Annotated in this window: 11 protein-coding genes; 9 read left to right on the top strand and 2 right to left on the bottom strand. The window is 66.3% G+C overall.

What is annotated here, in order from left to right; all coding sequences use genetic code 11:
• Positions 1 to 4 precede the first annotated feature (4 nt).
• The 9 genes from B0G57_RS02375 to B0G57_RS02415 all read left to right on the top strand — a co-directional run bounded on the left by B0G57_RS02375 (position 5) and on the right by B0G57_RS02415 (position 8,104).
• On the top strand, positions 5 to 1,621 hold the full coding sequence (locus B0G57_RS02375) for a secretin N-terminal domain-containing protein (RefSeq protein ID WP_158256594.1): 1,617 nt from the start codon (positions 5 to 7) through the stop codon (positions 1,619 to 1,621).
• A gap of 63 nt (positions 1,622 to 1,684) precedes the next feature.
• Entirely contained in the window at positions 1,685 to 2,395 is a 711-nt protein-coding gene (locus B0G57_RS31250; RefSeq protein WP_018438985.1) for an FHA domain-containing protein, read from the top strand.
• A complete protein-coding gene (locus tag B0G57_RS02385; RefSeq protein WP_018438986.1) occupies positions 2,389 to 3,795 on the top strand; it encodes a FliI/YscN family ATPase in 1,407 nt (468 codons plus the stop codon). Before B0G57_RS31250 ends, B0G57_RS02385 begins: the two co-directional genes overlap by 7 nt.
• Entirely contained in the window at positions 3,776 to 4,213 is a 438-nt protein-coding gene (locus B0G57_RS02390) for a hypothetical protein (RefSeq protein ID WP_018438987.1), read from the top strand. The genes B0G57_RS02385 and B0G57_RS02390 overlap by 20 nt, the downstream gene beginning before the upstream one ends.
• Positions 4,210 to 5,244, top strand: a complete 1,035-nt coding sequence (gene sctQ / locus B0G57_RS02395; RefSeq protein ID WP_018438988.1) for a type III secretion system cytoplasmic ring protein SctQ — start codon at positions 4,210 to 4,212, stop codon at positions 5,242 to 5,244. The genes B0G57_RS02390 and sctQ overlap by 4 nt, the downstream gene beginning before the upstream one ends.
• A complete protein-coding gene (sctR, locus tag B0G57_RS02400; protein WP_026229352.1) occupies positions 5,241 to 5,891 on the top strand; it encodes a type III secretion system export apparatus subunit SctR in 651 nt (216 codons plus the stop codon). Before sctQ ends, sctR begins: the two co-directional genes overlap by 4 nt.
• 4 nt (positions 5,892 to 5,895) lie before the next feature.
• Positions 5,896 to 6,165, top strand: a complete 270-nt coding sequence (locus B0G57_RS02405; protein WP_018438990.1) for an EscS/YscS/HrcS family type III secretion system export apparatus protein — start codon at positions 5,896 to 5,898, stop codon at positions 6,163 to 6,165.
• Complete coding sequence (locus B0G57_RS02410; protein WP_018438991.1) at positions 6,162 to 6,956, top strand: EscT/YscT/HrcT family type III secretion system export apparatus protein; 795 nt, start codon at positions 6,162 to 6,164, stop codon at positions 6,954 to 6,956. Before B0G57_RS02405 ends, B0G57_RS02410 begins: the two co-directional genes overlap by 4 nt.
• On the top strand, positions 6,953 to 8,104 hold the full coding sequence (locus B0G57_RS02415; protein ID WP_018438992.1) for an EscU/YscU/HrcU family type III secretion system export apparatus switch protein: 1,152 nt from the start codon (positions 6,953 to 6,955) through the stop codon (positions 8,102 to 8,104). The genes B0G57_RS02410 and B0G57_RS02415 overlap by 4 nt, the downstream gene beginning before the upstream one ends.
• Before the next feature lie 32 nt (positions 8,105 to 8,136).
• Here the strand turns inward: B0G57_RS02415 and sctV are convergent, their stop codons facing one another.
• Positions 8,137 to 10,314 carry a type III secretion system export apparatus subunit SctV gene (sctV, locus tag B0G57_RS02420; protein ID WP_018438993.1) on the bottom strand — a complete coding sequence of 726 codons (2,178 nt, stop codon included), beginning with the start codon at positions 10,312 to 10,314 and terminating at the stop codon, positions 8,137 to 8,139.
• A gap of 19 nt (positions 10,315 to 10,333) precedes the next feature.
• A complete protein-coding gene (locus B0G57_RS02425) occupies positions 10,334 to 13,834 on the bottom strand; it encodes a hypothetical protein (RefSeq protein ID WP_018438994.1) in 3,501 nt (1,166 codons plus the stop codon).
• Positions 13,835 to 13,878: the final 44 nt, after the last annotated feature.

The following is a 13,878-nucleotide window of genomic DNA, read 5'->3' on the forward strand; positions in this document are numbered from 1 at the left end:
CGACATGACGCGTTCCCTGCCGCGCTGGCCAGCCTGGTGGCTCGCCGCGATTGTCGCCGTCTTGCTGCTCCCTCCATTCGGCATGACGGCCGGGACCGCAAGCGCGACCGAATCGACGCATACAGCCGGCGCGGCAAGCGCCGGACTGTCGGCACCCTATGCCTTTCGGGCAACGAACCGCTCGCCGCTCGAGATATTGCGGCAGTTCGCCGGCGATCACGGTCTTTCCTTGCGTTTCGCGCCAGCGGCGAACGGCCGCGCGCAAGCATGGAACGGTGCCCGTCTCGACGGCTGGATTCGCGCGGAAAGCGGACACGACTTTCTCGAACAGCTCGCGAACGCCCACCGATTCGATTGGTTCGTCGCCAATCGGACGCTGTATGTCAGCGCGCGCGCCGATTCGATCGTCGAGCGGATCCCGCTTCACGGCATCTCGGCCGAGGCGGCGCGGGCAGCGCTCGCGGCCGTCGGGCTTTACGACGAACGCTTCGGCTGGGGTGTGCTGGCCGCGCAAGACGCGGTGCTCGTCTCCGGTCCTCGCGAATATGTCGCGCTCGTAAGGCGCTTTCTCTCCGTTCGATCCGCGCCGAGCGCGGCCGCGGCGCGCGCGGAGCCGATGATCTTCCCGCTGCGCTACGCGCCCGCGACGGACGCGGACGGCTTCGATGCAGGCGACCGAACGAGACCCGGCGCCGCGTCGATCATCCGGCAGCTCGTCGGTCGCGACGCAGCCGACGACGCCCCGGCCTTTTTCATGCCGTTGCTCGAACCGGCGTCCGCGGCCGGTGCCCGCCAGCCAGCGTCCGCGAGCGTCGACGGGCTCGCCCACTTGTTCGGCATCTCGCCGCCGTTGCCGGCTTTGCCGCCGCTGCCGTCGTCGCGCTCCCCGTCGATGCGGCTACCGGCGACGCGCGCAACGGCCGCGCGCGATGCGGATGCCGTCGTGATTGGCGACGAGCGCAGCAACACCGTCATCGTATGGGGCGATCCGGCGTTGCGCGGCCCCCTCGAGCGCATCGTCGAAGCGCTCGATCAGCCCATGCCGATGGTCTCGATGGAAGTGCTCGTGCTCGAGACCGACGATGAGACGTTACGTTCACTCGCGCAAGGCCCCGCGCACCGCCGGGCCGACGCGGACGAAATTGACACCGAACGCTCGAGAGCCGGTTTCGACGCGAAGCTATCGCATGCGCTCGAGGCTCAACGCGCCAAGGTGCTCAATCGCCAGAACCTTGTCGGCTTCGCCAATCAACCCGTCACGCTCGCTCTCGGTGCGGAGGAATCGCATCGCCGCTCGCCGTTGCGCGGGGGAGACGCCGCCGGGGAATTCGACGACAACGCCAGCGGCCGTGCGGGTCATCGCGGCGACGCGCTCGATCTGGTCGCCCGCCCGTTGCCGGCGCAGCCGTCGGGACCTTCGGCCATTGCCGTCGATGTGAGACTCCTCATGGCACAGCCGACCGGCCTGCCCGGGCAGGAGTGGAGCACCACGACGAGCGTCCGGCTGAGAACGGCCGTCGCCCTCGAAGGCGGCGGCGCGCCGCGTCTCCTCACGAGCTACCCCGTGGCGACGTCGCGCGACCGGCAGCGCGCGATTTTCATCAGCGCCGGCGCGCTCTAGTGGCGCACGGACACGGCCAACACCACGGATAACCGCCAGCACGACGCGACGAACCACGAACCCATGCTCGAACTCAGAATACTCAGCGGCCTGCATCGCGGAGCCGCCTTGCCGCTCGATGGCGACTCGATCCGCCTCGGCAGCGGGAGCGCGAACGACATCGTCCTGACCGACCCAGGCATGCCAGAGCATGGCATCGAGCTTCGCAGGCAAGCCGAAGAAGGATGGACCTTGCGCCGTCTCGACGAGAGCCATGAGTCGGCCGCCGCGATCGGCGCCGGGATGCAGATCGAGGTCGGTCCCGTGCTCGTCGGATTCGCCGAGGAGAACGATCCCTGGCGCAGCGATGCGGCGCTATCGATCGCGATCGATGGTGCTGCGGCTCCAAACCGGACGGCCGCGCGGCTAGCGAGCCTCGCCGCGCTCTTCGCATTCGCTGCTGCGGCGGCGCTGGTCGCCATCCTCAGTGGGCCCGCCGCCAATAGCTCCGTCGCCCCTCAATCGGCCAGCCGGTCCAGCGGGCAGGACGCCGCGGCCGCGGCGTCGCGGCCCGCCGTGCGCGAAGTGCGGGCCGTCCTCCATCCGGCACCCGCGAGCGCCGCCTCGCCGCCGTTCGGCGTCCTCAGCGTGCGCGGCGGCGCTCACGGGTTCATCGTGACCGACGACGGGCACGTGCTCGTGCCAGGCAACGTCTTGAGCCAATTCACGCTGGACCGAATCGAGTCGCACCGCATTGTCTTCTCCGGTCCTCATGCTGCCGAACTGTCATGGTGACACGCGATCTGACGCCCTTCGGGGTCACCGTTTCACGTCTCCCGCCGACGCTCGACGTCGAACCGCGGCTCGCCGCGTGGACCGCGTCCGCGCGCCGACGCATCGACAGCCCCTGCGCGATCGAGGCGTTCGGCCGCATCGAGCGCGCGAGTGCCACGCTGATCGTCGCACGCATGCCCGGGGCCAGGATCGGGGATCTCTGCGAACTGATCGGTTCGCAACGCTGCGGCGGCGCCGAGCCAATGCTCGCGGAAGTCGTCGGGATCGACGGTCCGCACGCAAAGCTCGCTCCGCTCGCGTCGACCGACGGCCTCGCCGCGAATGCGCTCGTACACTCGCTGCGCAAGCCGCATGAAGTCGCCGTCGGGGCGGGCCTCATCGGGCGCGTGCTGGACGGATTCGGGCGGCCGCTCGGCGAACCCTGCATCGAGTCGGTCTCCGTCTGCCCATGCAAACGCGTGCCCGTGCTCGCCGACGCACCCCTCGCAACCTCGCGTCCCCTTATCGCCGAGCGCGTGACGACGGGTGTGCGCGCGATCGATGCTCTGCTGACCCTCGGACGCGGCCAGCGGGTCGGTCTGTTCGCGGGCCCCGGGTGCGGCAAGACGACGCTGCTCGGCGCGCTCGCGCGCGGGATCGAGGCCGATAGGGTCGTGTTCGCGCTCGTCGGCGAGCGGGGCCGCGAGCTCAACGAATTCGTCGAGCGTGAACTCGATACCGCGCTCGCCGCGCGTTCCGTCGTCGTCTGCGCGAGCGCCGATCGTGCGCCGATGGAGCGCGTGCGCGCCGCATTCACCGCGACGGCCATCGCCGACGGCTTTCGCGCCGAGGGAAAGCACGTGCTGCTGCTCGTCGATTCGCTGACGCGCGTCGCCCGCGCGCAACGCGAAATCGGCCTGGCCACCGGCGAGCCGCCCGGGCGTCAAGCATTGCCGCCCTCCGTCTACTCGATGCTGCCGCGTCTCGTCGAACGGGCGGGGAATACGCCGAGCGGTTCCATCACGGCGATCTACACCGTGCTCGTCGAATCCGAGGCGTCCGACGCGATTGCGGAGGAAGCGCGGTCTTTGCTCGACGGACATCTCGTGCTCTCGCAAGAGCTCGCCGCGAAGGGTCATTTCCCCGCGATCGACATTCTCGCGAGCCTGAGCCGCACGATGAACGCGGTCGTCGACGATGCGCAAAGGCGCGATGCCGAACGGCTGCGAGCGCTGCTTGCGCGCTATCGCGAGCTCGAGTTGCTGTTGGCGCTAGGCGAATACGAGCCGGGCCACGACGAGCAAAACGACGAGGCGGTAACGCGGCATCCTCGCCTCATCGATTTTCTGCGACAAAACCTCGGCAGTCCCTCTTCCTGGAACGACACACTTGAGCGATTAGATGCCGCACTCCGTCGATGACATTCATTGCTGGCGAGCCCTGCGTGCACGCAACGAGGCGCGCGTGATTCGAGCGCGCCAAAGCGTGGCGGCGGCCGCGCGCGCGGCGCGAGCCACGCTCGCCGCACTCAATATGGCGCGCGCCGCATGCGAGCAAGCCACGCACGAAGCGAACGAGCGGCGGCGCGAGATCGAAGGCGGCATGCGTGCGCGCTGCGACTTCCTTCAGCGCGCCGATTTGTATCGCGCCACTGACGCTTACGCGAGCCTCGAGCGGATGAGAGATGCCGCTCGCGCGAAGGTCGCCGACGCTCGGACGGCTCACGACAATGCGTGCCGGACGCTGGGAGACGCGCGGGCAAGGCTGGCCCCGCTGCTGCGCTGCCGCGAGAAATATCGATTAGCGCTGAGCCGACTCCTTATGGGAGTCTCATCATGACGACGACCGACTATCGACGGCTCGCGCCACGACGCGTCGATACGGCAACGCTGTCGGCGCGCCGCCTGCTGCGGACGTATTGGACCGAGCTCACGCTCGAAGACGGCACGATCACCCGGTGGCATTTGTCCACCGATCGGGCGCAGTGCACCGCGCACGATCCCGGCCTGCCGGTGTCGACGCGCTTCGGCCCGACGATCTGGCTCGACTATCGTGCGCTGTTGCTGGCCCTCACCGGCATCGACATCGACGCCGGGCCCACTCCGTCCGCGCGCACCGCATTCGTCCGTTATGCGGTCGCGTCGCTACCTGAATCGCTATGCACCGCCCTCGGCGAGCCCCTCGTCGAAGGCGACCCGCGCGGCTTGCCTCTTGACGCGCCGATCGTCGCGAACCTGCGCTGTGAAACGAAATCGATCCGCCTCGCGATGCGGCTCCTGATCCGCGCGGACGCGTTGCTCGCGTTGATCGAACATGGGCCATGGCGTCCCGCGCCGACGATGCCGCCCGCCTGGCTGATCGCGCTTCCAAGTCGCATGCGCGTCGTCGCGGGCGGGCTGACGCTGCCCACCACGCGATTCTCGCAGCTACGACGCGCCGACGTGATCGTCCTGCCTGACAGCGCATTCGACGTTGCAGGCAACGGTCGGATTCGCATATTCGATCGTCTTGCCGAGGTCCGGTGGCTCGACGACCGCCATTGCTTCGAGGTTCAACGAATGTCGCCAGAAGACACCCCCTCCCCTCCGGCTCACCACGCCGAGACAGCGCCGGCCGACGCCGGTGCCGACATGACCGGTCTGCCGGTACGCCTTTCGTTTTCGCTCGGCGCATTGTCATTGCCGATGGGCGAAGTCGCGGCCATTCGCGCCGGTACCTTGCTGCGTCTCGAAGGTGCCTTGCCGCCGAGCGTGCGCATCGAGGCAAACGGTGTGCCGCTCGGCTATGGAGAACTCGTCGACCTCGATGGCCGGCTCGCCGTCGAAATCGTCGAGTGGCCGCGGGCGGATTCCGGGCCGCGATCGCCATGACGTTCGACCCACACCCGCTCGCCCTGCTCGTCCTGTTGGGCGTCCTATCGTTGTTGCCGCTGATCGCCATCACGACGACGTCCTTTCTCAAGATATCGGTCGTGCTGATCCTCGTTCGACATGCGCTCGGCGTGCAGCAAGCGCCGCCTACGATGACGCTCAACGCGATCGCGCTCGCGGTCACGATGTTCGTCATGGCGCCGACGTTCGAGGCGTCCCTCGCGATTGCGCGCGATGGCGCGCCGGATTCAACGGGCCGAGAGCAAGTGGCCTATGCGCTCGCCGTCGCTGAGCCTCTGCGTCAGTTCATGTTGCGCAATACGCGGGCCGAGCAACGCGAGCGCTTTCTCGACATCGCGCGCCGTGGCTCGCCTGCCTCGGCAAAACCATCGGCGCACACCGACGACTGGAGCATCCTCGTACCGGCTTTCGTCGTCTCCGAGCTCCAGGCGGCATTCGAGATCGGCCTGCTCCTCTTCGTGCCTTTTGTCGTCATCGATCTACTCGTCTCGAACGTGTTGTTGGCAATGGGCATGCAGATGGTGCCGCCGATCATGGTTTCGCTGCCGCTCAAGCTCCTGCTCTTCGTCGTCGCCGACGGCTGGGGCAAGCTGCTGCACGCGCTCGCGCTTTCTTACAGGAGTTGAGCCCTTGTCCGAGACACTCGCGCTTCTCGAGCAGTCACTCTTCTTCGCGCTCAAGGTCTCGCTCGTGCTCGTGCTGGGAGCCGCCTGCGCGGGAATCGCGACGTCGGTCGTGCTGACCGCGTTTCAGATCCAGGATCAGGCGTTGCCGTTCGCGGTGAAGCTGATTGTCGTCTGCGTGGGGCTCGCGGCCGCGGCCCAGTCGATCGGCTACGAATTGCTCGGCATCGTCGATGAGACGTTCGCGCTCGTGGCCTCGTCGGGTGCTTCGCCATGATCACCGAATTGGCGGCCGTCGCCCTTCCGTACGTCCTCTCGCTCGGCCTCGCCGCCGCGCGCTGGGTGCCGGCGCTCATACTCGTTCCCGCTTTCTCGCCGCAAGCGTTGTCCGTATCCACGCGCGGCGCCATCGCCCTCGCGCTCGCCCTGCCTGTCGCACCGTCGATGCTGCCCCTGCTCCAGGCAGCGCCACCGCCATCGGTGCTGCTCGCCCTCCTTGCGGGAAAAGAGCTCGCCCTCGGTTTCCTCCTTGCGGTGACGCTCGCGATCCCCCTATGGGCCATCGAAGCAGTCGGCGTCTATGTCGACTATCAGCGCGGCGCCAATCCTCAAGCGCTCGACCCAGCCGCATCTCCCGACGCGTCGACGACAGCGCTCATCCTGCAGCGGGCGTCGTGTGTCTACCTGATGCAGGCGGGCGCCTTTCATGCGCTGCTCGGCGCGGTCTATGCCAGCTTTGGCGTTTGGCCGCCGCTCGAGCTTCTGCCTTCGTTCCCGGACAACCTATGGCAAACGGTCGAGCCGCTCTTGCGCGCCCTTGTCGGTTTCACGGCGACGCTCGCGCTGCCTTATTTGCTCGCGCTCGGTCTCATCGAGGGCTCATTCGCACTGCTGGCGCGCGCGAATCCGCGCTTTCCCGCGTACGTCGCCGCGCTGCCGCTCAAAAGCGTCGCGGCGCTGTTGCTCGTCGCGTTGAGCCTGCCAACGGCGCTACAAGCCGTGCATGACGTCGTCGCCGGCCAGGCCGGCGCAATCGATCGAGCCGCTCGAGACGCCACCTCGAAATGAGCGAAAAACCTCTTCCGCCAACCGAAAAGCGGCTGCGGGATGCTCGCGACAAGGGGGACGTACCGCGCAGCGAGCCGCTCACGGCGTGGTTCGCCATGGCGTTTGCCATCGAGGCCGTGTTCGCCTCGCTCGACATCGCTTGCGGCGCGTTGTTGGACATCATGCATTCGACGTTCGACGCGCTCGAGGAGCCTCACATCGTCGTTGCCGTTGCGCGATCAGCGACGAACGGCGCGCGACTCCTCGCGAGCGCGCTTGCCGTCGTAGCCGCCTCCGCCGTGATCGGCGCTATCGTCGCGGCATGGGTAAGCGGGGGCGGTCTTCGCTTTGCCCCGAAAGCGTTGAAGCCTTCGTCAAAGCGCATGAACCCGCTGACGCACTTCAGACAGATGCTTTCGGCAAAGCATCTGACCGACGTCCTGTTGTCCCTTATCACCGCGCTCGCGATCGGTCTCGTCGCGTATGCCGCTCTCATCGATCGGATGCCGCTATTCCTCGCCATGCTCGACTGGCAATCGGCCGAACACGCCTGGCGAGCAGGCGTCGATACCCTGCACGCGCTGGTGCGCACGCTGCTCGCGGCATCGGTCGCGCCGGCGGCCATCAGTGCGCTCGTCGCCAAGCGTCACTACCTGCGCCGGTTGCGCATGTCGTATCACGAGGCGAACGAGGAGCTCAAGCAGACTGCCGGCGATCCCCTTGTGCGCGCACGTCAACGCGCGTCGCGGCTCGAATCGGCAACGGCAGTGCAACCCGTCGATACCAACACGATGACGGGCTGCGTACTCGTCACGAATCCCGAGCACCTCGCGGTCTTGCTCTACTATCAAGGCGACGAGCGGGCGGCCCCGGTCATCCTCGAGAAGGGCGCCGGCGCCGCAGCCGAGCGCATGGCCGAGGCCGCTGGAACGCGGAACGTGCCCATCTTCCGCTTCAGAAAGCTTGCCCGCCATCTCTACGAGCATGGCACGACGAACTCAATGATCCCGCCCGACTGCTACCGGACCATCGCAATCGTCTATCGGCTCGCCGACGAAATGCGATCGCTAGGCGTGCGTGCCGGCGATCCGGTCGAAATCGACGATGCGCTCTTCGACGATGGCGTTCCAACCGTCGATTTCGCGAGCTCGGATTGCGGTGCGGACTGAGGGGCGATGCCGCGGCCGACTCACCGCGCAGGTTAATGTCCGCCCGTTGCCGACTCGTTGCTGTCCATCTTGATCATGCCGATCGAGCGCACTCGCTGCGTCGCCGTCAGTTCCGTATAGCTGAGCACGTGCAGATCGAACCAAGTGTCACGAACCAGTTGACGGAGCGGGCGCCGCAGGTCCTGCGCCGTCAGGATGACGGGAGCCGAGCGATGCCGGCCGGCCGCAGCCGCGAACGTCCTGGCCTGCATGGACAGCGACTCCAACGTCTCGTGGTCCACGGCAAGGACGGCGCCCTGCGCCGTTTGCCGCAGCGAAGCGCGCAGCTTGTCCTCCAGATCGCGTTCGAGAAGCACCGCGCAAAGCACGCCGTCCTCGGCGAATTCCTGGCAGATCTGACCGGAAAGCGCCTGGCGTACATGCTCGGCCAAGATCGGCGATTCCTTTTCCCGCGGAGCCCAACTCACGAGTGTTTCGACGATCTGCTTCACGTTGCGCAACGAAACGCGCTCCGATACGAGGAGGCGCAGCACTTCGGCGAAACGAGGCAGCGACAGTGCCTGCGCGAGCTCCTTGGCGGCGGCCGGCATCTCGCGTTGAAGCCAACCGAACAAGAGCTGCGCCTCATGAACGCCTACGAACTGCGCCGCGTGGCGTTGCAAAAGCTGCGCGAAGAGCCGCGAGAAATATTCGATGGCGCCGATGCTCTCATTGGCGACGGATTCTCGAGAGGCAAGACGTGCTCGCTCGACCCACACCGCGCCTTCGATGAGCGGGTAGGTCTGGAGCTGAGCGTGAGCGCGAAGCGATTCGTCGAGGCTCTTTTCCGACACGCAGAGGCAGTCCCACCTTAGCCGCCCGTGCGCCGCGACGACCTCCTGAACGGCGATTTCGTAGGCATCGCCGTCGAGTCGAGCCACCCCCTCGATCTCGAGCGGGGGCACGGTCAAGCCGTAGCGCATCACGATCTCATTGCGCATGCGGCGCGCCGCGCGCACCAGCGCAGCAAAACGTTCGTCGCGCAGCGTCGCGGGCGAGACAGAGACGACGATCTGGCGGATCGGGATGATCTCGCGCACATCGTACTCGTCGGGAATCGGCACTTCTGCACGCCCCAAGCTCGCGGCCGAACCCGCACTCGCCGCCCCGAGCCCCGCGTGAGACGCAGTAGCGACGCGCCGGCGCGCGGCCGCGTCGCGACGCAGGCGTGCCGCGCCCGCGAGCAACAGCGCCGCCGCGAGTGCAACGAACATAGGCCATGGCATACCTGGCACCACGGCGAACAGAGCGGCGATGCAGCCCGCGATAACCCAGGCCGCGGGGGCCGCACCAACCTGCTCGACGATTTCGCGGCCCACCGTCCGAGACCGCGCCGCGTCCTCGCCGCCGCGCGTGATCAACACGGCTGCGGCGATCGAAATCAATAGCGCCGGTATTTGCGCCACGAGCGCGTTGCCGATCGTCAGAATCGCGTAGCGCTGCAAGGCATCGGAGAGGGCGAGGCCGTTCTGCGCGACACCGATCGCGACGCCGGCGGTCAAATTCACGAAGACGATGACGAATCCCGCGAGCGCATCGCCTTTGACGAACTTCATCGCGCCATCCATCGCGCCATGCATGCGGCTTTCCCGCGCGAGCTCGCCGCGCAGCTGCTGCGCCGTCTCGGGTCTCGCGAATCCCGCACGCACATCGGCATCGATCGCCATCTGCCGGCCCGGCATCGAGTCCAGCGAGAAACGCGCAGCGACTTCGGCCACGCGTTCCGCGCCTTTCGTAATGACGAGGAACTGCACGACTGCAACGACGAGAAAGACGATCGCGCCGACGACGACGTTGTCGCCCGCAACGAACCAGCCGAAGGTTTCCACGATCGCGCCCGCGTCCGCGGAGAGCAGGATCGAGCGACTCGTGCTGATCTCGATTCCGAGACGAAAGAGCGTGGTGAACAACAGCACCACTGGAAAGCTCGAGAACGCGACCGCGCTCGGCAGGTATAGCGCCAGAGCGACCAGCAGCACGGCGGCGGTGACATTGACTGCGATCAGCGCATCGATGACGAGCGTCGGCAATGGCAAGACCATCATGAATATCACAAGCGCAACGAGAACGGCGACGACCGCATCGCTGCGCTCGCCGATGCGAGCGAGCCAGCGGCTCGCCGGCTCGAAGACGCGCGCGGCCCATTCGAAGGCGGGAACGTGCGCCCTCATCGTTCGGCGGTGACCGGAATCAGCCACGATTCAGGTATTTGTCTTCGATGGCCGCACTACGCGCAGCCGACGTTTGATAAGCAGCCAAGCGTGCCTCGGCAGCGCTGTCGCCGGCGGTCGCGAGCGCCGCCGCGAGCTGCCGCGGGTAGTGGAAACCCGCTTCGGCCAGCACCGCATCGGTCAGATAGACGGCCGCGCCGCGATTCATATACGTCTCGGCGGGCGCCAACCTGTCGAAGCCGCCGATTGCGCGAACCATGTCGTACGTCAGCTTGCGCTCGAACTCGACGTCTCGTACTCCGAACGAGCTCAAATACCGCATCTCGCCGTCGCGCACATAGATCTCCTTCGCCGCGGCGGACACGGGTTGATGCGACGCTCCTTGCGCGATCGTATCGGCGGGCACATGGCTGTCGAGCATGATTCGCCAGATCGCTGGCGCGTCCGCCGCCGAATCGATGACCGGCATCCGATCGAACAAGTGGCGGAACGTGGGACTCTTGTGGTAAAGGCGCCGATAGAAGTCGATCACCGTCTTGGCGTCGGAGGCCGCTACCTCGACCGACGTGCTCGGGTCGGCAAATAATCCGAAGTTCCGCGCAAACTTCGCTTCGAATTCATCCATTAAGAAAAAGATATCGTCCTCCCCCGCCGCGACGTCGAGCACCGTTTCTCTCGCCCCGCGCACGGTCACACGCGAAGTGACCGCCACACCCTCGACGAGACTGTCCTCGGGCACCGACCGGGGCTTGCCGTCCAGCAACGGATCGAGATAGCGGTTCTCCGCATGCGCCGCTTGCATGGCTGCGTCGCGATGGTATTCGATCGTTTCGCGCGGCTCCATGCCGGGCAGCGAGTTCTGCCGACGATACATGACTTGCTCGGCGAATGCATAGCCGCCCTCGCTGAGGATCTTGTCGGTCAAATAGACGACGGGGCCCCGGTTCAGCATGTCGAGCATGCGCTCGGGATCGCGCGCTTCGGTCAGCGCATGGATCGTTTCATGCAGATAGATCTGCTCCCGGGACATCGGCCGAAGCCCGCTTGCCGTCATGTATTCCATGGTCTCGAGCGTCTCGTCCCTCGGCATGTAGATCCGCTTATGTTCGAAGTCGGTATAAGCCTTCGTCGGCGAGCCGAGCGGGCCGACCTCACCGACCCGTACCTCCCATTTTGGGAAGGGGTTGCGCGTGTTGTTGCTCGCGCGGCCATTCACATCGTCGAAGCGGTTCACGAGTCGTCTGAACGTGGGACTCCTGTCATAGAGTTTGCGGCAAAACGCTTTGAAGTCGAACGCCGAAGCCTCCGAGCCCGCCGATCGATATTCGAAGTTCGAATCGAAAATTCGGTCGAAGTCGCGCGGCTCCAGACTATTCGCCCTTTTGACGATATCCTTGACGCTGTTGACCGTCAGTCGCGCTTCGGGATCGGCACCACGAATCGCGGTTGTGTCGCCGATCATGCGCTCGACCGGTTCGTTACGCGGCCTCAGCTTGCCCGACAGCGGATCGCGTTCGAGCGGCGCGCGCGTGTGCAGGCGACGGCCCGAGCGCCATCCGACTTCGTAAGAGGCGTCGCCATCGCTCGTCACCCGCACGATGCGGTTCTCATGCTCGAGATGAACCACGTCGTAGTCGCGCCATTTGACATGTCGTTCTCCGTTGCGAACACGCTTCGCGAGGCTTCGATGAACGAGGGGAATGTCGCCGTCCTCGACAGCGATGTCGACCGGATCCGCCGCGGCCTCGACCATGAGCGGATGGGTGGTGACATCCACCATCGAACCATCGAGTCGCGATACGACATGCCTCATTTTCGGAACGACAGGATGCGTGCGACGCAATGCGGCGGCATCGCCGCCAGCCCCCATGCCCAAGTCGAACAGATCGATGCCGAGAAAGAGGACCCCGAACGCCGCACGCGCCGCGTCGTGATGACGCACTCCCTCTTCGATGTTATAGATCGGCCCTGCGACGGGTACCATGTTGATCCAGGTCTCCGCCCCCCTCACCCACGCACGGTGCGATTCCGTCTTCGCTTGCAGGCCGCTCGCGATCCGCCGCACCTCCTCACCCAGCGCTTGCGCGGTAGGGCGCAGGTCTTTCGCCCACAGGTTCTCGCGAGCTCTCGCGACGACCCACGCATCGGTTGCGAGGCCTTCGTTGAACCGCTCTTCGGCACGCTGCAGCTCGTCGCGCGGCACGATCTGGACGTCCGCGGCCAGCCTCATCCGCGATCCGACGAGCCCACTCCAGTCGGCCCGATCGAGAAACTCGTCGATCCGATCGCCATACGCAGTCTTCGTCAGATTCGGGTTGTCCCCCGCGATGACATAGTTGCGCGACTCGTCGATCTCGTCGTCGGTCAGGCCGTGTCCGCGCAAGATCTCGGCCGCGGCCTCGTGGCGAGCGAACCGCGGGGCCGCGCCGAACACCGCGAGCAATCGCTCGTTGCCATACGCGATCAGCGCATCCAGGCGCGACCGCTGGTCGCTGCCGGGGCTCATCAGTTCGATGCCGTCAGTGCGGGCGAGATGGGCCGCATACAGAAGCCGTGGATGATAGGGATAGGAGCGATCCGCGGCCCAATCCCGCTCTGCCTGTTGAAACGCCTTCAGCAAGGCCGCAGGGCTCTCGAATCGCACCGGGGACGCCTTGCCGCGATAGCTTTGCAGGCGAAGCAGCGCCGTGGCGAGCGAATGCTCCGGCGTACCGATCGGGTAAGCGGTGCTTTCGCCCATTTGCGTGAACTTCTTTTCGAGGAGGCGCCGCTTCTCTTCGACAGTGAGCGAGGCGAACGCAGGATCGGCCGATATGCTCGGCAGGGCCACCAGCTCATCGAAAGTCTTGTGCCGTGCGTGACGAATCGCGAAGCCGTCGAAAAACGGCGTCCTCTGCCCGGTCTTTGCGGGAGGTGCGGCGAGCGCGTCCAGCGCGCGCCGCTTCGCATAATCTTCTCGCAGCGCCGCGACGAACTCCGATCGCAACGTGGCAAGCGGAACTGTCGCCGCGGACCCGGCCTCGCCGGCACCGGCGCCTTTTCGCAGCTGATGGTAGAGCACGGCAGCGGTGTCGATGACGCGCTCGTCTTCAAGCAGCGAAGGATCGAGGCTCAGCTCGAACTCGGGGGAAATCGGTCGATGGTCGTGGTCGGAAACGGCGCGAAGCAGTTGGCTCGGGCTCTCGGTATAGAGTACCGCCTTTTCGAGATCGACCCATTCGCGCAGCGTCGAGTCGATTGCCTGCCGCTGCAGGGCTTCGCCTCGCGCGCCTGAAGCCGAGGCGGAGTCGCCAGGCGGGACAGCGACGCGGACCAGTTCCGTCGCGGTCTGGGTCGCGATGGAGCGGCGCAGCCTGTCCGCTATCGCGCGGTCGGCCCATTGGTGGCGCTCGGGGGGCACGCCGCCCGCATCGGAACGTTCGACGGCGGGCTCGGCCGCAGCCGTTTCCTGATCGACCTTCCCGACATTTGCGTTCGACGCCAATCCCGACGCGGACGCTCCTGTGATCGCAATGCGCATGACTGACTCTCCTTGTTGACACCCGCCTGGGCGGATCGAAACGG

This window comes from Trinickia symbiotica (genome assembly GCF_002934455.1).
In the GTDB taxonomy this organism is placed as follows: Bacteria; Pseudomonadota; Gammaproteobacteria; order Burkholderiales; family Burkholderiaceae; genus Trinickia; species Trinickia symbiotica.

Bases quoted from the DNA above. Each gene is read 5' to 3' on its own strand.
- B0G57_RS02390 (WP_018438987.1), top strand. From the start codon at position 3,776: ATGCCGCACTCCGTCGATGACATTCATTGCTGGCGAGCCCTGCGTGCA.
- sctR (WP_026229352.1), top strand. From the start codon at position 5,241: ATGACGTTCGACCCACACCCGCTCGCCCTGCTCGTCCTGTTGGGCGTC.
- B0G57_RS02375 (WP_158256594.1), top strand. From the start codon at position 5: ATGACGCGTTCCCTGCCGCGCTGGCCAGCCTGGTGGCTCGCCGCGATT.
- B0G57_RS02425 (WP_018438994.1), bottom strand. From the start codon at position 13,834: ATGCGCATTGCGATCACAGGAGCGTCCGCGTCGGGATTGGCGTCGAAC.
- B0G57_RS02410 (WP_018438991.1), top strand. From the start codon at position 6,162: ATGATCACCGAATTGGCGGCCGTCGCCCTTCCGTACGTCCTCTCGCTC.
- B0G57_RS02385 (WP_018438986.1), top strand. From the start codon at position 2,389: ATGGTGACACGCGATCTGACGCCCTTCGGGGTCACCGTTTCACGTCTC.
- B0G57_RS31250 (WP_018438985.1), top strand. From the start codon at position 1,685: ATGCTCGAACTCAGAATACTCAGCGGCCTGCATCGCGGAGCCGCCTTG.
- sctV (WP_018438993.1), bottom strand. From the start codon at position 10,314: ATGAGGGCGCACGTTCCCGCCTTCGAATGGGCCGCGCGCGTCTTCGAG.
- B0G57_RS02415 (WP_018438992.1), top strand. From the start codon at position 6,953: ATGAGCGAAAAACCTCTTCCGCCAACCGAAAAGCGGCTGCGGGATGCT.
- sctQ (WP_018438988.1), top strand. From the start codon at position 4,210: ATGACGACGACCGACTATCGACGGCTCGCGCCACGACGCGTCGATACG.